Below are 24,296 nucleotides of genomic sequence, written 5' to 3'. Positions count from 1 at the left end.
TGCATCTACTAATTTAGTCTCCGGTAGCACCGTACCTCTTTCGGGATAGTTTCGGAAATTTGCCAGAATTTGCTCATAAAGTGCGATCGACAAAAAAAACCCGGCCAAAATTGGTCGGGAGTTAATTATCAGGGTGCATCTACTAATCTACTCTCCGGTAACACCACACCTTTTTCCGGAGAATTTGGGAAATTTGCGAGAATTTACGGCTGTGCGTGCGATCGCTCAAAAAAAACCCGGCCAAAATTGGTCGGGAGTTAATTATCAGGGTGCATCTACTAATCTACTTTCCTGGGAATTCAGTAGCAATCCGGACAGTTGTATCAAAATTTTCAACAGATCGCTTGATGATACCCAAAATCTGAATTTCGCAGTCGGGAGGGGCGATCGTATTTCGGATGGAGCGATCGAGCTAGCGTCAGCCCCAGAATAGAGTTTGGGGCTGGGTATTACCGCCGTTTGTTTTGATTTGTCGGCGGTTTGACAGGCTCTTGTCTGTTTAAGTAGTATAAAAGTGCGATCGTTCCCCCTATCAAGATACCTACTACTACCAAACCAACAGCTATAACTTTTGCTCCTCCAGAAAAAAACACGTAAATAAACCCCAGATAAGGAACCCCTAACAAAATAGCAGTAGCTATCGTTTTTAAAGAAGTTAATTTAATCTCTATTTCCAGATGCTTGTAAGGTTTTCCTTGAAATTTGTAGTAGGTTCTAGATGAACCTAAACGCTGTGGACGAGTTATCAATGGTTTTGGACTAGGCATACCGTACTATTGGGGATATGTTCGTTAATAGTTATTTGTTCTGAAGTTTCCTATTTAATCCGGATTGAATCAGGGAAGGATGTAGATTGGAAGTTTGCGGTATATAAAAAAAGGCAAATTGCACTATCCGTAGGGGCGAAGCATGACCGCAGTCAATATGAGATGATAACTAATAACTTATATGCGGTCATGCTTCGCCCTCTTCCTTGCGCCAGATGCACCCGCTACATCTCGCATAACGCATCTATTCTCTTCGCAGAACCACATCTATTTTCCTGAAACCCTTACCAAAATCATGTATTAATTAATTATCTCTAGTTGCAATACATTTGATTTTGATTGGAAGAGAATTATGAGTGAGTTCGATATTACAAGTTTTGATTTTGCAGACTTTGGCTGTTCTAACGGTAGCTCAATTCAATTTGGAATCAACATACTCAAAGGGCGTAAGGGATTTGGCATCGATCTCGATCCGAAGAAGGTAGCATCAGCCAAAGCTGCTGGATATGATGCCATCAAAGGAGATTTTTGCAATCTCGATCTCCCTGATGGTTGCGTGGATTTTACAATTCTCAACCATACTTTGGAGCATTTACCTAAATTAGATTATGCCAAAGAAGCCATAAAAAATGCTATCCGAATTTCGAGAAAATTCGTTTTTATTAAAGGGCCTTTTTTTGATGCCGATGACTACTTAAAATCTTTAGGACTAAAATTTTATTGGTCTGACTGGACAGGTCATACTTTACATCTCCAAGCCCAACAGGTAAAGAACATTCTTGAAGAACTCAATGTTCCCAACTATGAAATTTATGGGAGAGTCTTGGTCAACTCTTCTCAAGATACAACTATTCACCCGTTATCGTCACTCAAAAACCAACAGCATTGGGAACAAGAAAAACATGAAGTAAAACCAATAGTGGAATTCAACCAACCAGTTTATCGAGAAGTTGTTGGCATTATTTGGTTGTCTAATAATGTAAGTGTATCCGATGTTCGCAATCTCCCATACAAACATTTGATTTATCAAAAAGGTCTCACTTTTTCTTGAGCGACTGAGCAAAGGTACGTAGTTGCGCTTCAGCGCTCTTTCCTGATATTAGCTAAGAGCGCTGAAGCGCAACTACGTACCTAATTTGTCAAATGCTGTAAACTATCAACAGTCAACAGTCAACAGTCAACTGTCAACTGTCAAAAGATATAATTCAGACTTTTGACAAAATCCACATTCCATGACAATTTCCATCAGCGCCAGGGATACTGTTACGAATATCTGTTTTAGCTAGCTGAGTTAAATGTGGCAATAAAGCCCGGATTTCTTCATCAGACAAGTGTTCAAGTTTTTGGCGCAGTTTAATACCAGCATCGTTCCAGTAACACCCACGTAAAATTGTAATATCTGGGAAAATTTCCTGGATGCTATCAGCATTGTAGCCGACGCGATAATGCTGGTGATTTTTCCAGACACTTTCTCTCATTTTTTTATTGAGGTTAGTTTCATGACTGGCAAATGGAACAAGTGCAAATACATACTTCCGTGATGCTGCACGCATATTAATCGCTGCTTTTTTGTCAGCCTCGATATGTTCTAGGACTTCAATCGAGGCTACTAGATCGTAGGATTCTGATGAGGGAGTCAAAGTATCGTAAGTGTCACATTTGACATTTTCAATCACCCATTCGGTGGCCATCCGCATCCCTAATCGCTGTTGAATATTGGCTTTAGTATCAATATCCGTGAGGTAAAACTCAATTGCAGGAAATTCTAGAGCGAGAGCTACCTCCGTTAATCCAGCTCCACAGCCAACGCTGAGAAAGGATTTGATTTCTGCCGTTTTTAAGGCTTCGATTAATCCTTCACGCATCTGAAGATAGCGTAGGTAAGCCCATCGCTTTCGGGTCATTAGTTGGAGCTGAACTTTATTGAGATATCGTCTTTGAAGAACAGGGTCTAACATAATACTTACTTGAAACTCCTAAAAATATCTATCTATGAAGCAAGTTGAAGTAGCTCATTGCAGAAAAGATTGTAAATGCTAAAAGCAGCACGTTTTGGTGAATATCTAGCCGCTGTTTCAATAGCATTTAACTTGAGTTGCAATAAGACATTGCGATCGGCTTGAATGAGCTTACCAATTCCCTTGACACAATCCTCAATCGATGTGGTGTCAACGACTACGGAGTTAAAGTCAGCGATCGCAAATTCATCTGTTCCTCCTTTATCGGGGACAACTGGAATGCAGCCAGAAGCCATTGCTTCTATAGCTGTACGGCCAAAAGCCTGGAAATCAGAAAGATCTAGAAATATATCTGAGTTTCGCAGCAGGGCCGCGACTTCGGAGCGACTCAGATGAGGAAAAATCGTAGTATTTTCTGGAATCGGTATCCCAGCAGATTCAATCAGACTCCGGTCAGAGCCAAAGATAGTAAAATGTACTTGATTTGGAAACAAATCTGATAAAATTTTAGCGACAGCTAATGTACGACGGGGAGCGCGTCTGGCCGTGGTGAATCTTACCATCATAGAAATCTCTATACGAGAGTTTTCACTCTTCAGATCGGGGGAGTAAACTTGATGGTCGATGCTGGCTTCTACTTTGTGGACTTTAACAGCATGATTGCGATTAACAATCTCGCACAACCACTGAGTTTTAGCAAACTGGATAGCATGGGGAATCAGTCCATAGGATTGTCGCGCTTCTTCCCATTCTGGAGTATCTATGTAAGAAAATAATGGTTCGTAATCTTGTATGTAGTAAGCTGGCAATATCTGGGGATTTTCTCTAACTAACGCTTCCAGGATTTTTACTGAACTGTAAGTAGTAGCACAGACTACAGAGAAATCTTGAGCTAATTTTTTGAACTCAGTTAAAGTTTGATAAGAAGCTGCAATTTCACCAATTTCGGGAATTTCTTTGTAACCATTTAAAAAGTCAGTAAAGTTAGACTGATTGACGGCTATTTTGATAGGAATCCCAGAGCGATAAAGTGCTAAGGATTCTTGCACTACTGAATGAGCGCCTCCTCCACCGCCTTTGACGGGGAGAATAAACAAAATTTTGGGAAATTCATGATTGACATTTAACTTGACAGCAGATCGCTCGTAGGAAACTGTTTTGTCTTGTGGATCGGGCTGACCGTTTTGGGCTAAGGCTTGCCTTAATTTGTAATAGGCTGGCGAAAAGTTTGGGTCAAGCTCGAATGCTTGACTGTAACAGCTAATTGCCTCTTCCCACTGCTGTCTTTGGCTGAGAAGTTCTCCTAAATTGTAGTAAAATTTAGCAGAAGAATCGGGTTTCAGTTCAATAGCTTTACGGTAACTGGCGATCGCCTCATCTATCTGTCCAAGTTGTTGCAAAGCTTCGCCCAAACGATAGCAAGCAGTGGGGAGGTTGGGTTTGAGTTCGATCGCCTGACGGTAAGAGGCGATCGCTTCAGACCACTGCTTCATTTGACCTAGAGCATTTCCTAGGTTGTGGTAAGCTTTAGAAAACTTCGGTTGCAGCTCTATAGCTTTACGGTAACAAGGGATAGCCTCGGAATGTCTCCCTTGTTGCTGCAAAAGCTCTCCTAAGCTGAATTGCAACTCAGGAATATTTGGGTTAAGTTCGATCGCCTGACGGTAAGAGGCGATCGCTTCAGACCATTGCTTCAGTTGACCCAGAGCATTTCCTAAGTTATGGTAAGCTTTAAAAAACTTCGGTTGCAGCTCAATAGCTTGACGGTAACAGGCGATCGCTTCCTGATATTTCCCTTGTTGCCGCCAAAATTCCCCTAAACTGTGGTGAAAGTCAGGGTTATTTGGGTTGAGTTCAATAGCTTGACGGTAAGCGACAATCGCTTCTTCCATTTCTCCAAGTTGTTGCAAAGCTTCCCCTAAACGGTAGTAAGCTGTGGGGAGGTTGGGTTTGAGTTCGATCGCCTGACGGTAAGAGGCGATCGCTTCAGACCACTGCTTCATTTGGCTCAGGGCATTTCCTAGGTTGTGGTAAGCTTTAGAAAACTTCGGTTGCAGCTCTATAGCTTTACGGTAGCTGGCGATCGCTTCAGAATGTCGCCCCAGCCGTTGCAAAACCTCTCCTAAACTGCGGTGAAACTCAGAGTTATTTGGGTTGGCTTGAATAGCTTGAGCGTAAATAGCGATCGCTTCTTCTAATTTCCCTTCCCGTTCAAGTTTTTGGCCAGTTTGGAAATGATTTTCTGCCTTTTCTAGATCGACTTTTTCTGACATATAAACCCTATTTTCAGTTGATAGTTGACAGTTGATAGTTGACAGTTGACAGTTGACAGTTGTTATGTGTTATTTTTTAATATTTCCCAATAATCAGTAACTAATGACTAATCACTGCTGACTAATGACAGGTGCATCTGGTTTTTGAAGAGGGCGAAGCATGACCGCATATAAATTATTAGTTATAACCTCCTATTTTCTGCGGTCATGCTTCGCCCCTACGGATATATTCGCTTGCATTGAGATGCACCCCTAATGACTGCTAACTAATGACTAATATCGGCGAAGCATTCGCGCTAAAAATCTCTCATATAGTCGATAGGATACAGGCGCGAATGCTTCGCCCTTGCGGATATGTTTGCACAATCGGGATGCTCCCTCGGAATAATATATTTGGATGATAAGCTATCGCACATTTAAATTGTATATTCAGGGCGGGCGGGACACCCCACAAGAGTCTGATTTTTTTTGATATCCAATTTAAATGCAGAACAGTTTATCAGTGCGATCTATGCCGCGATCTATGCCGCGAGCGAGACGCTCGCACTCTCATAATACCGATGCTGCCGGATTTGATATGATATGTTCGCGGAGCTTGAGGCGTAAACGATCGAGAGTTTGATTGTTCTTGATTTCCTCAGTCAAAGCTTTGACATTAATATCGGGATGCTTCTGTTTAAACGCTGTAGAACCTTGTTTAGAAAGCTCTTGACGGCGTTCGTGTCCAAAACTTTTAGACTTAGAGTGATAGACATAGGCATTGTCAGCGATCGCTAGTTTAAACCCAGCTTTCCTAGCTCGAATTGAAAAATCATTCTCTTCCCCATACCCGTAGGGAAAACTCTCTTCATCCAGCCACCCAATTGCCTCAAGCACTGCTCTCTTAATCATGTAGCAGAAGCCATTAACAAAATTCACATTAGGAAATGCCTTTTCCGAAACATTTTCTACTAATTCACTAAAAGTCTCCAGTGAAAATCCATCAGGAACGCTGTTAATCATCCAGCCCCCCTTATTGTCAAATATTTCAGGAATCGATTGCCAAGATGCACAATTTGACAGAGGCCCGACTATGCCAATATCTTTTCGTGAATTAGCACAGTCAACTAATTTTTCTATCCAGCCAGGAGTGACAATTGTGTCGCTATTCAACAAAATTATATAGTCACCCGTACTGGCCCGCATACCGATATTAGCTGCTTTGGTATAACCGCGAGCCGTCTCATTTCTCAAAACAATTGCTTGCGAAACATCTTTAACCCACGCCTGAATAAAATCTCTAGTTTCTGGTTGAGAGCCATCATCTACAATGAGCAAGCGATAGTCAACCTTGGTGTGTCGGACAATAGAGGTTAAACACTCTTTCACATCCTCTAAAGCATTATGAACGCAGACAACAATATCAACTTGATATCGTATAGATTTTGAGATCGGCGAGAATTGAACTGGTAACAGCATTTTTGAGGAGTTGACATAATTTGCCCTCTGCTTGCTATAAAAGTCGATCGTCTCGGCTTGCGACTCTATTGCCGCATCCTCAAATCCATCCTTGATATTTATCAAGGCTTTGGATAACTGCAAAGAAAGTTCAAAGTCACCAGGCTTGAACTGTAGCCCCATCTGATAAAATACGATCGCTCCATCTCTATTGTCCTGTCTTGCGAGAGCATTACCCAAACCTAAATAGAGTTTCGGGTCTTTTGGATTAACTTCCAAAGCCTTGTGATAGACTTTGATATTATCTGGATTTTCCTCAATAGCTTGACTGTAACAACTAATAGCTTCTTTGGCTGACAGCGGACTGTGATTTTTCAGCGCATCTGCTAACTTTTCTTGCACGCAAGGCAGATCCGATTTTAAATTAATTGCACACCGATAAGTGGCGATCGCCTCTTCCCACCTCTCCAACTGCACTAAAGCATCCGCCAAGTTATAGTGAGACCAATGGAAGCCTGGATTTAGCCCGATCGCACTTTTATACGCTTGGGCTGCCTCTTCCCACATCTCCTGCTTAATCAGCACATCCCCTAAATTATTGTGCGACCAAGAAAAATCGGGGTTAAAGGCGATCGCCCGACGATACGCAGCAACAGCCTCATCTAATCTTCCTTGTACTTGCAAAACATCCCCCAAATTGTGGTGGACTTCCCACAGAGAAGGCTGAATTTCGATAGCTTTTTGATAAATTATGACAGCTTCATCTAACTCGCTCTTTTTAACAAGAGCATCTCCCAAACTCTGGTAAATTTCCGCTGAATCAGATGTCAAATCTAAGGCTTGACGGTAGGACGAAATAGCCTTATCCCACTCTCCTTTTTTGGCAAAAACTTTTCCTAAACTGTAGTGAGGTTTAGCATGGCTAAAGCTAGCATTGACTATGCTATAGGAATCGCGCACTTTCTTCCTATCTTGTTCGTCACCTTCTAAGTAGATTCTTTTTAAAACCAAAGATTGCGGATTCAACAAATTGTCAATTGGTTGGCGCGCGAGGAATGAATCGGAATTGTTATTAAGAGGAAATTCTATGATATTATTGGTTTCGCTGTTCATATCCTATACCTGCTAAAAATTGATACAGTCAAATCCTTGTGATTTATTATTCTGTTTCCTGAATCAGTATCCGGAAAATAGATAACTAATTATTTGCCAGTTCTATCGCGCGGTTGTAAGCGTGAATCGCTCCATCAATTTCGCCTTTTTCTTGCAAAGCATCACCTAATTTTTGGTGAAGTTCCCAGATATCAGGTTTCAATTCAATGGTTTTTTCATAACACCCGATCGCCTCATCCAACTGACCGCGACTATCTAAAACTTCCCCCAAACTTTGATATGCTTGAGCAAAGTGGGGATTTAATTCGATCGCCGTCCGATAACAGGCGATCGCGTCTTCCCGCCGATCGAGACTAGCCCAAACTTTCCCCAAACTGTAATGAGACCCCTCATAATATGGGTTCAGTTCGATCGCTTGCTGGTAAACTGCGATCGCATCTTCCCACTCACCCCGAACGCTCAAAACTTCCCCTAAATTGTGATAAGCATCCGCATAACTCGGCTGCAACTGAATTGCCCGCCGGTAACAGGAAATTGCCTTCTCCAACTGACCGAACTGTAGCAAAGTATTGCCCAGAGTAAAGTGTTCCTCAGCAGTTGCCCACTTGATATCTAAAGTGAGAGCTTCATACCAGTATTCTGCCCCTACTTGGGGAAAGCCAGACTGCACAAAAACTTGAGCTAAATTCCGGTAAGCCACTACGAGATCTGGTTTAATTTCAATTGCTTTTTTATAACAAACAATTGACTTTTGCCACAGTTTTTGACGAGCGTAGATGCTGCCTAAATTTGCATGAATTTCAGCAAAATTGGGTTCAATTTCCAAGGCTTCAGTGTACCAATACCTAGCAGCATCAACTTTTCCCATTGCTTGAGTAGCATTCCCCGCAATCTTGTAAGCAATTGCCGCCTCAGGTGTGATTTCAATGGCTCGCTTGCACTCAGTTATCGCCTCATCAAATTTACCCTGGGCGTAATAAGATTCTGCCTGTTTGATGTATGCTTCTGCACTGAGAGAATTGGCAACTGCCACAGGTTTGTCTGAGTCGATCGCCTTTGCAGACAATCTGAGAGTTTCCGCAGACTTTGCAGGATTATTTATCTGTACCGAAGAAACAATGGTATCCCCAGTTTCCGCCGCAGTTTGGCGACTGTTTTGATAGGCGCTTACCCCTGTCGTGGCGGGAACAGAATCCACTGCTTTACTAGATAGTGAATAGTTGCCGTTAAGTGCCACCGCTTTTTGCAAGCAGACAGCAGCTTCATCCAACCTGCCTTCTTTTGTCAGCGCTTTTGCCAGATTTTGGTAAACACCATTCAAGTTCGGATTTAACTCGATCGCGCGCTGGTAACAGGCGATCGCCTGAGAGATTTTGCCTTGCCGAAACAAAATATTTCCCAGTTTAAAGTGGTGATTGGGCGATACCTTTTCCGGTTCCAGAGAAAACGCTTCGTACCAGCACTCATTCGCCTCTTCCAGCTTGCCATCCTGCGTCCACACCCTAGCCAAATTCCGGTAAGCTGCTGCTAAATTCGGCTGGAGGGCGATCGCCTTTTGGTAACAAGCAATTGCCTGCTGTCGCTGTTGTTTCATGGCATACAAACTGCCGAGATTTACGTGGGCTTGCACGTCGCTAGAATTAATTTTGACAACTGTTTGATAGCACTCGATCGCCCCTACTAAATTCCCCCGCCCTTGCAAAATACTGCCCCACAGTTTGTAAGCAGCCACCGCATCGGGTTGAATCTCAATGGCTTGCTTGCACTCAGCAATAGCCAGATCGAATTGTTTTTGAGCGCAATAGGATTCTGCCCGCTGAATGCAGTTATCAGCCGTATCCTGTTTCCGAAAATCTGTCGCAAAACCGCTGTCAACAACAGTCACCTGGGGCGAAACATCAGCCGAGTTGGGAACAGCGGGTGCAGAATTTGCCGAATTGGCGATCGTATTTAACAGTTCCGGTACAGCAGGAATTGTTTGCTGTTGCTGCAACTGTACGCGAGGCTTTTCAGCAGAACTTGTCGAATCTAGTTGCAATAAATTAGCTGGAATATTTGCCTGCAAAGTAGATGTTTGGAGATTCTGAGGTAACTCAGCTTTTGGGTTGGCACCCACCACTACTGTATTCAACAAATCCCCAGAAAGATTAGCCTGATTTTCACTATTTTTTCGATAGTTGGCAACTTCTTCCTGCAACTTTCTTTGAGCTTTGAGAGCATTGCCTAACTGTTGGTAAGCCTGGTTAAAATTGGGGTTTAGCTCGATCGCGTGGCAGTAACAGCGTATTGCCTGCGTTACCTGATTCTGCCTCAAAAAGTTATCGCCCAATTGGATGTGTTCTTCAGGCGTGGCTTTGGCAGGTTCCAGAGAATACGCTTTAAACCAGCACCCGTCAGCCTCCGATAGCTGCCCCATTTGCGCCCACACCCGAGCTAAATTGCGGTAAGTTGATGCTAAATTCGGCTGAAGGGCGATCGCCTTTTGGTAAAATGCGATCGCCGATTGCCACTGCTGTTCCTGAGCATAAATCGTCCCCAAATTAGTATAAGCTTCAGCAAAATCAGGATCGAGTTCAATAGCCTTAGCGTAACAGTTTTTCGCTTCCTCTACCTTGCCTTGAGCTTGCCTAGCATTCCCCCAAATTTTATAAACCCTCGCATCGGGTTTAACTTGGATAACTCGCTGGCAAGCTGTCGCAGCCTGCTCAAATTTCCTGAGAGCATAAAACGATTCTGCACCTTGAATGTAGACTTCAATATCGTCAGGATTGAAACCTAAAATTTCTGGGATGTCATTCTGATGGGTTGGCATATTTGTCATCGGTAGGGATGTTGACTTTTGGTGACAAGCTAAAGCCATTTCCCAATTTTTTTCTGCGCCATACAGAGCGGCAAGGTCAGTATAAACTTCCGCAAAATTGGGCTTAAATTCCAGAGCTTTTGTGTACCAATGCTTTGCCTTAGCTGAATTTCCTTGTGCCGCACTAATTTTGCCCAAAGTCTTGTAAGCTGGCGCAAAATTAGGTTGTTGTTTCAGGGCTTGCTCGCAAGCAGCTAGAGCATCAGCTAACTTGCCTTGTTTTAAATAAAACTCTGCCCGCTTTTGGAAATAATCGCCTGATTCTTGGTTCATGATTTTGATGGTTCTTTTAGGGTTTTCTCGCGATATTAAATTTAGTGGTTTTTTTGAGGGAATGACATTGACATTGCCCAGCATTATTTTGAGATCCTTCAAATTCACCAAAATATCTTCAGTTAATGGATTTTGATACATTAACTGTCGGATTGGATAGCACTCAAAGTTCTCTCCTGTTACGTAATAATGTTCGAGATTTAGCTGCTGACCGATCGCCCAATAGTAATGCCTGATATAATTCCCAGAGGTCAGCTCAATTACCTTTGTTCCGGGAGAACAGAAGATAATATTTGTTAAACCGCTGCCGTGCGGCGCGACAATTACTTTGGCACGAGCAAATAAAGTTATCTGTTCGTTCAAAGTCATAGATTCTAGTAGCACTGGAACAAAGCCAAATCCGCTTAAAAAATCGATGACTTGTTCTTCATTGATAACTCGTCGGTAGCTACATTTGTTGCGGCTGATATAAATGCGTTCTGGCTGAGTATTTTTGCTCTCCCCAGCGCAACTTTCTGGGAGTTTAGGAGATTGTTCTCCTGCAAAAACTCGCCTCAAAAACTCCAGCCCCTGGGGTGACAGCCAGCCCAAATATCCTGAAAAAGAGGGAACAATTAAATGTTTGGCTTGAATGTAAGGATGGCGATCGCTCTCAATAATCTTATATTCAGGAATTCCCAATGCTTTCAGGGTTTCTCGCTGAAAAGGCTGCTGGCAGCTATTCACCAAAAACCAATCTATCTCCTCCAGATTTACCCCCCAACGGTGCAGAATTTCGATGCGGGGCAAGATATCTACCATCCAGTGAAAATAGACATTTCCCGAAAGTCCGGCTAATACCGCCACCGTACCGTCTATCTTTTCTAAAGGTGGCAATTCTTCCGGTTTTAACTTCAAAAACCTGTGCTGAGTAGAATGTTGATTGTCGCATCCGGGTAACTCGCCCGGATATTCGCGGGAAAGTTCGGGTAACAGCCGATCTTGTTCATCTATAATTGCAATAGCATTGCAAATCATCCAAGAATTTTTCTGCGGTACAATCCAAGCCCGCCCGTTGGGGAGGGAAGTCACAAAGGTTTCCGGCGAATCAAACGCTGTTTTTGCCTGGCCGTCGCAAGAATATACGCCATCACCTAAATGCACGGGTTCAAACTGTTTGAAAATCCGCCTGAGACACCGCTGACAATCTAAACCATGACATTCGGATTTCTGCTGTTGGTTCCAGTTAACAATGGAGGGTAAGGAGCTCTCAAATTGGGAGTTTTCAATATCTCCCAAAATGGTAAGTCTGGGGTGTCCGAAGGATTGAGGTGCGACAGGGATTTTTGCAGGGGAATCATCTGGGCGATCGACATTTAGATCTCGATCCCCCCTAGCCCCCCTTCTTAAGGGGGGAACCGGAAGCGCTTTCAAAGTCCCCCTTTTTAAGGGGGATTTAGGGGGATCTAGACTGGGGGAAAGGCGAGTCAGTTGCTGCAACTTCTGCTGTTGTTTCAATACAGCCTGCAACGGCTCGCAAATATCAGATCGATCGCCCGCAATTGCCAGCACTAGACGGTAAATTACAATCGCTGCCGAAAATCGTTGCTGCTGACTCAAGCAATCAGCCAGTCGCAAGTAAATATCCGCATTCTGAGGTTGAATTTGTAAAGCTTTTTGGTAATATTGTTCCGCTTGTTCGTGCCCGCCGTACTCAGCCAAGGCATTTCCCAGATGAAAGTAAGTTTCTGCTAAATTGAGGAGCAATGATGACAAATTCAGCGGATTTTGAGCAAGACTAGAAATGGCAGAATTAGAGCCGTTTTTTTCTTGAAGTTGCCTGAGAAATCGGACACAGGCTATTTGAGAGCGATCGAGTTCATTGAGATCTGCTACCTCCGTCAACCGCATCTCTACGTGGTGGCAAAAACCCTCAACAAACTCGCTTTGGAGAGCGATCGCATTTTGAAAACATAGCATTGCCTCAGCTAATTTGCCTTGTGCGATCAGGGAAATAGCCCGATCGCCATACACCGCAACTCGATCGGGATTTTGGCTAATTACCCGATCGAAACATTCTCCGGCAAAAGTATGCAGCCCCAACTGTTGGAAGGCTTTTCCCAAATTGTAACGGGCAATAACTAACTCTGGCTGCAACTCGATCGCGCGGCGGTAAAGGGCGATCGCTTCCTGGGGTTTCCGCACTTCCAACAGCACAATACCTAAATTATGGTACAGAGCAGCATCATCGGGCGCAACAGCTATTCCCGTTTGAAAAACTGCCATTGCTTCATCAAATTTGCCTTCCTGCGCCAGAATGCAGCCCCAATTGCTGTATGCTTTGACAGCCCAGGGTAAAACTGCTCGATCGGAGCTTTGTTTCCAGCAGGATATCGCTTGCTGGTAACTGTCAATTGCTGCTGCTATTTTTCCTTGCTGTTGGAAAGCAGTGCCAGTCTTGTAAAGAGTTCTGACATCTAAATTGGTATTTTGTGCGATCGCTTCGGTGGCGATCGCAGTTAAATTACTGATTTTAAAATGTAAATTGTGGCCGCTAGTCATAACTGACATCACACTGATTAGGACTTACCAGAAAGAATTGGTTTAAAGCCGGAACCCCGATCGGGAGAAATTCAAATCAGACTATTCATTACTCCAATCCTCGGACTGACCGGAAGAGGCCGCTGTCAACTGTCAACTGTCAACTGTCAACTGTCAACTGTCAACTGAATGAAGCACGGATCGTCTTACTATGTTCTATTTGGGATTTTCGATGGGGGAGCGTTGATTGATATCGGTTTGGATACTCCCTAACCTACAGTTGTATGATTTTGAGACAATGGTATCTGAAACCAGGTATTTTCACTCAACTACTTCGTTGCCTACCTCGAATCAGTAAAGTATTCAGTTTTTTGGGCAGCAGTACGTAAGTTGTGACAGATCTGAGTAACAGTAACAAGGCTTGTTGTTAATCAGAATTTACGCTCTATTTTTCAGGCGATACACCGTACCTTCTCTATATATAATCCACATCAAAAAGATTGGCAAGAGTTAGTGCTATATATAATGAATTTTCTTGTTTGTTATCAGTTTAAAAAAAATCATAGCAAAAAATAAATACTTGCTTTCCCACAGGAGCGTCAGAGTTGAATCAAAAAAAATAGACTCTTGTTCTCCCACTAGATTTATATGTACAGGTAATTTAAAAATATAATAAAATCCCAACTCTCAATTCTCAAGTCTAATAAAATCTCAAATATCAAATCTAAGTAATTATCAGAAAGAAGTATTGACCAATCAATCCCCCGGGTGCATCTGGTTTTTGAAGAGGGCGAAGCATGACCGCATATAAGTTATTAGTTATAATCCCATATTGACTACGGTCATGCTTCGCCCCTACAAACATATTTCCCAAAGTGAGATGCACCCAATCCCCCAATCTAAGATCTCAAATCTCAAATCTATAGCGGTTCTAAAAAAAGTGAGGTATCTTAATGCCCAATGCCCAATGCCCAATGCCCAATGCCCAATGCCCAATGCCCTATCCGCATGAGTATCTAATCTTTTTGATAAAAGTTATATGTCAATGGTAGATATACCCTACATAGGGTTGAAATTTAGATAATTTCAAAGTTGTTTGACCCAAGATTCAGGTTAGAACCGACTTGGGCAACAATCGAAACTTGTCCGTTTTGATTGCGGTAGTACAGCAAACCGTCAGCCGGGTTGTAGACGACATTAGCCGCGCCCGGAGTCCCAGGAGTGTTGGGATTGAAATTGGGGTCTGTAATAAATTGGTTGCCAACTAGATTGCCCGGTATCAAAGCATTAAATACAGCTCCATCGAGTTGAATTTTATCTTCTGTAGGATTGAAATCTGTCAGCGTATCCATATTATCGGCACCGACAAACTCGAAGCGGAATGTATCTGCTCCTGCACCACCTGTGAGGGTATCATTTCCTCTGTTGCCAGAAATAATATCGTTGCCGGCACCGCCTTCTACGATGTCATTGCCTTTGCCGCCAAACAAAATATCGTTTCCTTCGCCGCCCCTAACGGTGTCATTTCCTAAATTGCCATTTACAAAGTCATCTCCAGGGCCTCCCTCAACCACATCATCGCCTTTACCGCCGAACAAAGTATCATTTCCTTCACCACCGATAAGGTAGTCATTGCCCTCACCGCCGAAAAGGTTGTCGTTCCCGTCACCGCCGAAAATGTTGTCGTTGCCGAGGTCGCCAAACAGGAAGTCATCGCCACTGCCACCGTCTATCAAATCATCACCTTTACCTCCAAAAACAGTATCATTGCCTTCTCCACTGCGGATGGTATCGGCTCCTTGATTGCCAAAAAGAACGTCTTCGCCAGCACCGCCCTCGATTAAATCATCGCCTTTACCGGCGAAGACAGTATCATTGCCGTCGCCACCTCTTACGGTGTCATTGCCGTCTAGAGCAAATATGATGTCATTGCCACCTAGAGCTGCTACTTCATCGTTACCAGAACCTAGAATGATTTGATCCGAACCGCTACTACCGTTAATCCTGTTTGGTATATCGGGCGAGCCTTGAATAATTAAACCGCCAATAGCGTTAGGTTGAACGCTTAGGGGTTGAGTTGGATTTGTTATTTGGGACATTGCCAGTGATCTCGCATAGGGGGGATATCTATCGGGAGTCTTCATATCTCTTGTGAATTTTACTGGCTAAAATCCTGATGTCCGGAATGGTTGTATATGAAATCACTCAAAAAAATCCAATGATTTATTGGATTTTTTTCTCTTGAAAAATACAGATGAAACCGGGAACTATTTAACTATCCATACGTCTTTCATTAAAAACTCAAAACTCTTTTCTATGAACTAGAGTTGCACTAGCTTGGTCTGTCGGAACTAGCAAGACTTCGCTAATATTGACGTGGGGCGATCGCGTCGTGCAGAAATACACGACATCCGCTACATCCTCAGCAGTCAAGGGTGTCAGTCCTTGATAGACATTTTTTGCCTTGTCTGAATCGCCGTGAAACCGGACATTGCTAAATTCTGTTTCCACCAAACCAGGTTCTATTTCCGTCACCCGCACTGGTGTTCCCAAAAGGTCTTGTTTCAATCCTTCAGAAATAGCTCTCACCGCTGCTTTGGAAGCGCAATAAACATTACCTTTCGGGTAAGCTTGACGGCCTGCTATTGAGCCGATATTGACTACGTGGCCGCGGCCTCGGCTGACCATTCCAGGCACGATGTAGCGAGTCATGTACAGCAAGCCTTTCACATTGGTATCAATCATTTCTTCCCAATCTTGAAAGTTGCCTTCGTGCAGTTTGTCTAAACCGCGGCTCAATCCCGCATTGTTAATCAGAATATCGATGTTTTTCCAGGCGTCGGGCAGTGCAGCGATCGCCGATTCGACTTGCGGGCGATCGCGCACGTCCAATTCTAGCAAGTAAATCTCGTTCGCTGAGGAGACTAATTTTGTGTCTGCAAGTTCTTTGGCAAGGCGATCGAGCTTTTCCCGGCGGCGGGCTGCTAAAATTAGTTTGGCTCCACCTGTGGCGAATATCTTGCCACAGGCTGCTCCGATACCGCTACTGGCACCGGTAATGAAAACAATTTGATTTTGGATAGAAATCATTTTTTGTCAGTTGACAGTTGACAGTTGACAGTTGACAGTTGACTGTTAGCAGTTGTCAGTTGATAGTTGACAGTTGTCAGTTGTCAGTTGACAGTTGACAGTTGTCAGTTGTCAGTTGATAGTTGACTGTTAGCAGTTGTTATTGGTTATTTGCGATCGATAAGCTTCCAGGTTCTGATTCCAATGCCCGATGCCCGATGCCCGATGCCCGATGCCCAATTCCCCATAACACCTATTTTATTATTTAACAACCCGCAATCGCACGCTAACCATTGCAATTCCGCCTTGTCGCATCAAAACTGCTGAAATCCAGCGATTTTCAGGAGTAGCCGGAGCTTTACCTACTTTAAAAATCCCGCCGGAATTCAGCAAATCCAGATCGACTTCTGCGGACTTGAAAAAAGTTTTTTCGTTAACGGGCTCCTCCAAAATAGTTCCGATTAAAATGTCATTGCCGATCGGCTCTAGTACAATGGCATCAAAATTGTACTCTTCGCCCACCTTGACTTGCTCCGGCACATTTACTTGAAGTTTGGGAGGATTTTTACCAGAAGTAATCTGATTTTGTTCTGCTAAAATTTCTTGCTTAACTATTTTTTCACCCTCAAAGCGCTGCTGAGAACGGATGGTAGCTTTGAGGTTTAATTCTCTGCCATCCTGTTTCTGGGTGCCTGCAATTGTAGTTACGGTATCAGCGATAATTGCGTTACCTTCGGTTTTCCAAGACTTCAGTTCGGTGCGATAATTCAAATTCGGATATCGCTGCCAGAGTTGGGTGAGGGCTTTTTCCATGCTTTGGCTGTTTAAGCCGTCAGAATGAGTGAAATTCTGGCTGTAAAATGCCATGACTGCTTTGACATCGCGCCGGTTGGCGGCTGCGTCTATTTCTGTTAGCAGTTTGGTGAGTGGGGCTGGAGCATTGGCAGGGGTTTGGGCGATCGCCTGGGGAGTTGCCGCGATCGCGCTTACCGCACTCGGGTGCAATACGCCAGCACCTACAACTGCTAAACATAACAACATTTGAGCGATCGACTGGCCGCCGAAGCAGCCAAACACGATCGCGCGTTGGCGCAGCCCGCCCCTACGGGGGCTACGCCAACGAAGAGGATCGGCTTTTTCGTGCCGACTGCTGGCAAAATACTGAGATACACTTGGCACTAAATTCAAAAAATTACGCATTAGATGATACTTTGGTTATTTGTCAGGGGTCGCGGCGCGGGCAACGGTTCGCCTGCAACGAAAAACTGACAACGGAAGGAGAGATACGGCACAATCTCATTTTAGATTGCTGATTGAAAATTAGCTGAAACTGCCGGAATAATAAGCATAATAATCTAAAACCTCTAATCTAAAATCGATCGACCTGTGGAACTTGTAAAAGAAACAAATACCTTGACAAAAACCCCCCTGCGGTTGTTGGTTGCAGCTAGCGGCACGGGAGGACATCTATTTCCGGCGATCGCCACAGCTCGTCAGTTGAGCGACTGTCAGATCGAATGGCTGGGAGTGCCAGACCGCATGGAGACGCAATTAGTTCCCTCCCTTTACCCCCTCCATACGATCGCCGTTGAAGGCTTTCAGCAGCGATTTGGACTCGGTACACTGCGAATTTTGGGCGGACTCCTCGGCTCGATCCTTCAGGTACGGAAGTTGCTCAAAGCGGGAAATTTTCAGGGAGTATTTACTACCGGCGGTTACATCGCAGCACCGGCTATTTTGGCGGCTCGCTCTTTGGGTTTGCCGGTGATTCTCCACGAATCTAATGCAATTCCTGGGAAGGTGACGCGGTGGTTTAGTCCTTTTTGTACTGCTGTGGCGATCGGATTTGAAGCAGCGGCAAAGCATTTACCCCGCGCGAAAACGGTGGTTGCGGGTACGCCAGTGCGATCGCAATTCTTGACTCGCGAACCTCTAAAGTTACCAATTCCTGACAGCGTACCTGTAATTTTAGTAATGGGTGGCTCCCAAGGAGCTGTCGCCGTCAATAAATTAGTGCGCGAATGTGCTCCGGCTTGGTTTGAGGCGGGTGCGTGGGTAGTTCACCTCACCGGAAATAATGACCCGGATGCTGAAAGCTTGAAGCACGAACAGTATCTGTCGATGCCATTTTATGATAATGTAGCGGGTTTGTTACAGCGAGCAAATATAGCAATTAGTCGATCGGGCGCCAGTGCTCTAACAGAATTAGCAGTTACAGGAATGCCTTCTATTTTAATTCCTTTCCCCCACGCCGCAGACGATCACCAAAGATTTAACGCCGAAGTATTTGCCGCAGCAGGCGCCGCCGTGGTATTCCGTCAAAGCGAACTGACAGCAGAGGTATTGCAAAGCAAAGTCTTATATTTGTTAAAAGATTCCGAATATTTGGCAAAAATGTCTCAAGGTGCTCTTCAATTAGCGGTGACAGACAGTACGGAACGTTTGGCAAATTTAGTCAGAGAATTGTTGGTGCGGTAGCGAAAATAGGACACCGCCACTAATTTAACGAGTTCTTTTTAATGAGGGTAAAGCGTAAAATCCCTGTCTAACCAAATAACATAAAACACAGCCCCATCCCGATAACCAACCATCGGAGCCATCCCACAAAACCGAAAAGCAATAAAATTTACATCCTCCTTAAGATGGCTGGGAATAGGTGCTCTAATGGAACTTCGGGCTATCTTCTCGTAGCCCAATCCGTGACGGGGACAAGCATTAATCTCACTCCAGGTAAGCTGATTTAATTTGTAGAGCGTATCTGCAAAAGCAGCCTTTTCATCTTTTGTGCATTGAGAAAGAGAGTAATCTTTATTCATGTATCGCAAAGAAAATAGAGGTGACTCCTGCTCTGGCGGTAAATCAACAATTTCTCTAGATGAAATCCTTTTCCCTTTTTCTTGGCGTTGATTTGCCTTAAGATGCTTCTTCACAATTGAGTTGAGTCTTGAAGTATTTTTTCAGGGATTGATGAGTAATTTTTCCGCTATTTTGAGCAGCAAGTTTCCAGGGATATTCTTCGTGTGTCATGTTGCTTAACTTCCATGCAGCAAACTGCCCAAACACAGAGTAAACTTCATCAAGCAGGCTCTTAGTTTCTTCGTCGTAAATCGAAAAGTTTATATATTCTGGACATGGAATTGCACCAGTACCATACTTTTTATAGTGACGGTACAAATCAGGAACAACGGGCCCGTGAGTCCATGCTTCTATGGCTTCAGGAAATAGCGGTTCATCGTACAAAGCTAAATGAAAGCCTTGAGCATAGTAAACCAATTTCTGAAGCTTGAGATTAGATATCAGATCGCCAGCATCTTCACTTGCCTGAGCCAAAAAGTATTTGGCTGCATCATAACAACTCAGCATAACTTACTTGCTAGTCATTAAAGGGCTAAACTAGAACGAGATTTTTTTGACACTCCCGCGACTCAACCAGACTATATTTGTCTGGAGACGTTTTCACGGGGAATTGCGAGCCGTGGGAGTTTACTTACATTATACTATATTTTCTCAATCTATGCCATATTCAATTTAACAAAATTAACTACCGATTCTAAGCCTTCTTTTGTCTTCAGGTTAGTAAACACAAAAGGCTTCTCCCCGCGCATCTTTTTAGCATCCCGTTCCATCACGCCCAAATCTGCTCCCACAAAAGGCGCGAGATCTGTTTTATTAATTACCAATAAATCCGACTTAGTAATTCCCGGCCCGCCCTTGCGCGGAATTTTATCCCCCGCAGCCACATCAATCACGTAAATTGTCAAATCCACCAACTCCGGGCTAAAAGTTGCCGCCAAATTGTCGCCGCCGCTTTCGACAAACACTAAATCTAAATTAGTAAATTTGTATTCTAACTCTTCTATAGCTACCAAATTGATCGAAGCATCTTCGCGGATAGCAGTGTGGGGACAGCCTCCAGTTTCTACTCCCAAAATGCGATCGCTCTCCAAAGCTTGACTCCGAACCAAAAACTGTGCATCCTCCTGAGTATAGATATCATTAGTCACCACAGCAATCTGGTACTGTTGGCGCAGCGTCTTACACAAAGCATCCAGTAAAGCAGTTTTTCCCGAACCAACCGGGCCAGCAATTCCTACACGAAAAGCACTCATAGCGATTTTAGATTTTAGATTTTAGCAATCTTGGACGGCTTTTTAGGTACGTTGTTGCGCTTAAGCGCTCTTTCATCAGATATAAGAGAAGAGCGCTGAAGCGCAACTACGTACCTTGGATGAAAGCACTCTTTCATCAGATATAAGAGAAGAGCGCTGAAGCGCAACTACGTACCTTGGATGAAAGCGCTCTTTCATCAGATATAAGAGAAGAGCGCTGAAGCGCAACTACATACCTTGGATGAAAGCGCTCTTTCATCAGATATAAGAGAAGAGCGCTGAAGCGCAACAACATACCTTGTAATTTGAAATTTCAACTGCGAAACAAGCGAGTGTACTGAGTTTCATGCGCCATGCTAGCCAGTCCCAATCCCCAACTGCAACTACCGAGGTCATCATCTTCTAATTGTAAAACTTCTTGCGCCGTTAAACTAATTTGACACTGCAAATCTAATAGTAACTGTTGGCCCGCAGTTTGACCGAGAGGAATCAGTTTCACGCCCGCACTCGCCAAATTTGCAGCCCAACTGTACAAATATCCTACCACGGCCGCTTCCTCTTCAATCTGCCAGCTTGCCGCCGCAATCCCAAAGCCGATCGCAAAATTGCACTGATTGCCGCCAACTTCCACCAAATCTTTTACAATAGTTGTCAATCCAGAAGGTACGGGCGATTCCCTGCGGGATAGCTTCGCTTCACGCAAATCCAGCAACAACCGCGTCAAAGTCCGCCCCATTTGCCAACTTTGCAAGCGCAACTCTTCAGTTTCCTTAGCAGCAGTCGCCCAAGCATTCCAATAACTCAAAGCCCTCAAATCCCCAATCTTCGCCGCCCTCAAAGCCCGTACCGCCACAGCCGCTTCTACTCGCACCGCCCCAAATTCCAGCGAATTTTCCAACCAATTCCTCAAACTGCTCTCGCTGTCGATCGCACCAGCTTCTACCAGACTCTCGATTCCCTCAGAATAACTATAAGCTCCCACAGGTGCAAAAGCTAACTGCAACAAACATAAAAGTTGATTGTTCACTGTTATTTGTTATTTGTTATTTGTTATTTGTTATTTGTTATTTGTTATTTGTTATTTGTTATTTGTTATTTGTTATTTGTTATTTGTTATTTGTTATTTGTTATTTGTTATTTGTTATTTGTTATTTGTTATTTGTTATTTGTTATTTGTTATTTGTTATTTGTTATTTGTTATTTGTTATTTGTTGCTTGAAATGCCCCATGCCCCATGCCCCATGCCCCATGCCCCATGCCCCATGCCCCATTCCCCATTCCCCATTCCCCATTCCTAATGACTGTGCGCGTAAGCGCCGATTTCCGGCTGAAACGGCACAATTTCCTCTATTACTTCCAAACCCATTTTTTCCAGCATTCCCTGCAAAACAGAATCACGAGAAAGCCTTAAATAATTATCAGCAACTTCTAAAGCTACGTGGCGGTTTCCCAAATGATAAGCCGCCCGCATCAGCAGCAGCCCAGTCGAGGCCCTTGTGGTAAGTACCGGTTCGGGTTTTGCACTTACCAGTACCAAACAGCTACCGTCTTCGGACTGCAATAAATCTCGATCGCGCAACACCGTACCTCTAGGCAAAGCCAAGTGTAGCACTTCTCCAGCCTCCGTCTCGAATCGGTGGCGGCTGCGAGTGCGATCGTCCGCTGTCATCGGCAAACTAAAGCTGACAACAGCATCGGGATTTGCAGGTAAACGTTTTGTGAAAGTTAGCATTTCTCTATTCTATTCCTCAAAGGAATTGACTTCACATCTAGTTTTTGAGGAATATCTTTTTTATTTCCAATTGCGATCGCAAGTAGTCGCCCAAAATATCTCTTTCTAAACCGCTCCCATTCTTGCATACCAAATATTGGTTATTTTGTCAAGCACTTCTTTACAGACGATCGCCATTTTCTCAAAAATGATTGCATACCGTGCAGTAACTCAAACTATAGAACGGGAGAGGAAGAAAGACTAAAACCATCTATATTTATTGATTTCCCGCTTGTTGCAACCGCAGCAATTCGGCTTGAATTCGTTGTTTGACAGCCGGATCGCGTTGCTGGAGCAAAGTGAGCTGATTGAAGCGACTAACTGTCAAGCCATTGGTTTCGATAATTTTTTTAGCTTGTTGGCAATAATTCACTGCCACGCCGCGCATACCTCCAGATAGGCTGTTAATTCCCTGAGTTTCGTTGCAGACTATTCTGGGAACCGAGCCACCAGCCATTCCTTTAATTTCCTTCATAGCTTCCTCCCGTCTGGGTTCGATTCCCAAGACAGAGCGAGCGTAGCTAGTAATTTCGGCGTTGCTAATTTCTTGAGCTTGGGCCGCCGCTCCGAAAACAAGGCTTGGAGATTTTGCGTACAAGTCAGGGGCCCATCCGCTAGCCAAAGCTGCTGCGGAAATGATGCCTGCGAACAGCGATTGCCGCAGCATCCGGTTTAGGCGAAATTTAGAGGTGTTGAGTGAGGTGTTCATGGTCGTCGGTTATTGCTTGCGTGGAGATAAAAATGACACAGCGCACTGAGGCTCAATCTATGAGAATAATGTGGTGGCCAAAAAGTTCCTGTCCTTGAGTGACAATTTTTAATTCCAGCACTCTAGATTTGTTGGTTGCTAGGGCGATTCACGATCGGGATAGCTACGCTTCACGACTTTTTAGCAATTTCCATCCTTTGACCGATTGTAACATCTTTAATAAGTTAACCGATCGCCAAATTCACAGGGTATTTTTCATTACAGAGCGTTCCCCAATTGCCTCTACCAAATAATACTCACCGCTCAAATCTTAAATAATTCTAAAAGTCCTTGACAAACTCCTCACATTAATCAGTCAAATTCAGGTGCGATCGGCTTTCATTCAGTTGACAGTTGACAGTTGACCTGTGACAGCGACCTCTACCTCGAAGGAAGAGGATTGGAGTAATGAATAGTCTGATTTTAATTCCTCCCTACAAGGGTTCCGGCTTTAAACCAATTCTTTCTGGTAAGTCAGACAATTTGAGATTTGAGATTTGAGATTTGAGATTCGGGAATGACTGATCGGGGTTTGGCTCACTGGCCTACAATTGCATTCTTTTGAGGGTGTTAAATTTAGGATCGATCGCACTCATCAATTCTTTCAAGCATAGGACTAACGCCAAGGGACTAAAGAAACCAGTTTTTTCGCTATCTTAAGGATTTGAACCAAATATTTGGGCTGAAAACCCGGTTTCTGGCAAGGGCGAATGCGATCGCCAACTCAATCATTTATGTAATGTTAAGCAGAGGCGGATTTGTCGATCGAGAAAATCCCCTCTTGGGAGAGGCGCACTCAGTGAACCGGAACCCGAACCAACGTCGATTTTACCGAAAAGCGAGCGGAAAGCCCCCGACTTTAGGCGTGGGGATGAACGCGGTGGTGACTTTAGCCACCTTGAAGAAGTTGGTCGCTAAAAAGTTTTATCTAAAATATTTTATGATAAAGTAGAATCATGATAATTCGAGAAGCCAAGCTACTGAAAGGCACCAAGAAGTATGTCAATCTACAGATTAATCTGGGAGCTTAAACAGGAGCGTTGACCGAAAAGCCGGTCGTTAGGTCTAAAATTTTGGGTTCGATCCTCAGAAGTGTCGTTCGCAACTATCCGTTTTTGCGCGGACTAAATCATCCCGAATTTCAAATCTCAAACTTGTTCTGAGCGAAGCTGAAGAATCTCAAGTCTAAAATAGTATTAGCCCCCAGAGCAGCAGTGGAGTTGTGCTTGCCTATCTGGGGGCCATACCGATGTGCGCGGTGCTACTATTTACTGCTACACAAAACTTAGCTAAACTTTTTCAAGTCTCACTATTCAATCAAGATTGCTCTTGAAGGGTCTGCTTCCTGCTTCACCCAAGGGAGTCGGCTCGCAACTTGTCCACAGGCGTAAATTCGGA

Annotated in this window: 19 protein-coding genes; 5 read left to right on the top strand and 14 right to left on the bottom strand. The window is 44.0% G+C overall.

Annotated features, from left to right (window positions below; translation table 11 throughout):
• Positions 1–184: 184 nt before the first annotated feature.
• A complete protein-coding gene (locus tag JGK07_RS28820) occupies positions 185–433 on the top strand; it encodes a hypothetical protein (RefSeq protein ID WP_293186603.1) in 249 nt (82 codons plus the stop codon).
• A gap of 16 nt (positions 434–449) precedes the next feature.
• Here the strand turns inward: JGK07_RS28820 and JGK07_RS28815 are convergent, their stop codons facing one another.
• Positions 450–767 carry a hypothetical protein gene (locus JGK07_RS28815; protein WP_293186604.1) on the bottom strand — a complete coding sequence of 106 codons (318 nt, stop codon included), beginning with the start codon at positions 765–767 and terminating at the stop codon, positions 450–452.
• Positions 768–1,119: 352 nt separating this feature from the next.
• On the opposite strand from JGK07_RS28815, the gene JGK07_RS28810 reads away from it, so the two are divergent.
• Complete coding sequence (locus tag JGK07_RS28810) at positions 1,120–1,818, top strand: methyltransferase domain-containing protein (protein WP_293186605.1); 699 nt, start codon at positions 1,120–1,122, stop codon at positions 1,816–1,818.
• A gap of 154 nt (positions 1,819–1,972) precedes the next feature.
• On the opposite strand, the gene JGK07_RS28805 is transcribed toward JGK07_RS28810, so the two are convergent.
• The 7 genes from JGK07_RS28805 to JGK07_RS28775 all read right to left on the bottom strand — a co-directional run bounded on the left by JGK07_RS28805 (position 1,973) and on the right by JGK07_RS28775 (position 17,470).
• Positions 1,973–2,671, bottom strand: coding sequence for a class I SAM-dependent methyltransferase (locus JGK07_RS28805; protein WP_293193221.1), 699 nt, complete (start codon positions 2,669–2,671; stop codon positions 1,973–1,975).
• Between the two features lie 86 nt (positions 2,672–2,757).
• Positions 2,758–4,998 (bottom strand): tetratricopeptide repeat protein, encoded by a 2,241-nt coding sequence (locus tag JGK07_RS28800; RefSeq protein ID WP_293186608.1) that lies wholly within the window; start codon positions 4,996–4,998, stop codon positions 2,758–2,760.
• Positions 4,999–5,547: 549 nt separating this feature from the next.
• Positions 5,548–7,548, bottom strand: a complete 2,001-nt coding sequence (locus JGK07_RS28795; RefSeq protein WP_293243296.1) for a tetratricopeptide repeat protein — start codon at positions 7,546–7,548, stop codon at positions 5,548–5,550.
• 85 nt (positions 7,549–7,633) lie between these two features.
• Entirely contained in the window at positions 7,634–13,231 is a 5,598-nt protein-coding gene (locus JGK07_RS28790) for a tetratricopeptide repeat protein (protein ID WP_293198954.1), read from the bottom strand.
• Positions 13,232–14,277: 1,046 nt separating this feature from the next.
• On the bottom strand, positions 14,278–15,300 hold the full coding sequence (locus JGK07_RS28785; RefSeq protein WP_293186613.1) for a calcium-binding protein: 1,023 nt from the start codon (positions 15,298–15,300) through the stop codon (positions 14,278–14,280).
• A gap of 202 nt (positions 15,301–15,502) precedes the next feature.
• A complete protein-coding gene (locus tag JGK07_RS28780; protein WP_293186615.1) occupies positions 15,503–16,291 on the bottom strand; it encodes an SDR family oxidoreductase in 789 nt (262 codons plus the stop codon).
• A gap of 240 nt (positions 16,292–16,531) precedes the next feature.
• Entirely contained in the window at positions 16,532–17,470 is a 939-nt protein-coding gene (locus tag JGK07_RS28775) for a nuclear transport factor 2 family protein (RefSeq protein WP_293186617.1), read from the bottom strand.
• A gap of 213 nt (positions 17,471–17,683) precedes the next feature.
• Between JGK07_RS28775 and murG the strand changes: the two genes are divergently transcribed.
• Complete coding sequence (gene murG, locus JGK07_RS28770) at positions 17,684–18,748, top strand: undecaprenyldiphospho-muramoylpentapeptide beta-N-acetylglucosaminyltransferase (RefSeq protein WP_293198952.1); 1,065 nt, start codon at positions 17,684–17,686, stop codon at positions 18,746–18,748.
• Positions 18,749–18,786: 38 nt separating this feature from the next.
• Here murG and JGK07_RS28765 read toward each other — a convergent pair whose 3' ends face one another.
• The 6 genes from JGK07_RS28765 to JGK07_RS28740 all read right to left on the bottom strand — a co-directional run bounded on the left by JGK07_RS28765 (position 18,787) and on the right by JGK07_RS28740 (position 22,859).
• Positions 18,787–19,200 carry a hypothetical protein gene (locus JGK07_RS28765; RefSeq protein WP_293225894.1) on the bottom strand — a complete coding sequence of 138 codons (414 nt, stop codon included), beginning with the start codon at positions 19,198–19,200 and terminating at the stop codon, positions 18,787–18,789.
• Positions 19,184–19,633 carry a type II toxin-antitoxin system antitoxin SocA domain-containing protein gene (locus tag JGK07_RS28760; RefSeq protein ID WP_293186623.1) on the bottom strand — a complete coding sequence of 150 codons (450 nt, stop codon included), beginning with the start codon at positions 19,631–19,633 and terminating at the stop codon, positions 19,184–19,186. The genes JGK07_RS28765 and JGK07_RS28760 overlap by 17 nt, the downstream gene beginning before the upstream one ends.
• Before the next feature lie 149 nt (positions 19,634–19,782).
• Complete coding sequence (ureG, locus tag JGK07_RS28755; RefSeq protein WP_293186625.1) at positions 19,783–20,379, bottom strand: urease accessory protein UreG; 597 nt, start codon at positions 20,377–20,379, stop codon at positions 19,783–19,785.
• A gap of 313 nt (positions 20,380–20,692) precedes the next feature.
• Positions 20,693–21,406: an urease accessory UreF family protein gene (locus JGK07_RS28750; protein WP_293225896.1), complete on the bottom strand. Its 714-nt coding sequence runs from the start codon at positions 21,404–21,406 to the stop codon at positions 20,693–20,695.
• A gap of 267 nt (positions 21,407–21,673) precedes the next feature.
• Positions 21,674–22,111, bottom strand: a complete 438-nt coding sequence (gene ureE, locus JGK07_RS28745) for an urease accessory protein UreE (protein ID WP_293193224.1) — start codon at positions 22,109–22,111, stop codon at positions 21,674–21,676.
• Positions 22,112–22,367: 256 nt separating this feature from the next.
• Positions 22,368–22,859, bottom strand: coding sequence for a DUF4168 domain-containing protein (locus JGK07_RS28740; protein ID WP_293186630.1), 492 nt, complete (start codon positions 22,857–22,859; stop codon positions 22,368–22,370).
• 98 nt (positions 22,860–22,957) lie between these two features.
• Here JGK07_RS28740 and JGK07_RS28735 point away from each other — a divergent pair, with 98 nt between their 5' ends.
• Positions 22,958–23,152 carry a hypothetical protein gene (locus JGK07_RS28735; protein WP_293186631.1) on the top strand — a complete coding sequence of 65 codons (195 nt, stop codon included), beginning with the start codon at positions 22,958–22,960 and terminating at the stop codon, positions 23,150–23,152.
• Between the two features lie 410 nt (positions 23,153–23,562).
• Complete coding sequence (locus JGK07_RS28730) at positions 23,563–23,850, top strand: hypothetical protein (protein WP_293186632.1); 288 nt, start codon at positions 23,563–23,565, stop codon at positions 23,848–23,850.
• Positions 23,851–24,296: the final 446 nt, after the last annotated feature.

This window comes from Microcoleus sp. PH2017_24_DOB_U_A (assembly GCF_020738205.1).
Classification (GTDB): domain Bacteria; phylum Cyanobacteriota; class Cyanobacteriia; order Cyanobacteriales; family Microcoleaceae; genus Microcoleus.
Note: the sequence above shows the minus strand (reverse complement) of the source record. Positions and strands in the feature narration are given on the sequence as shown.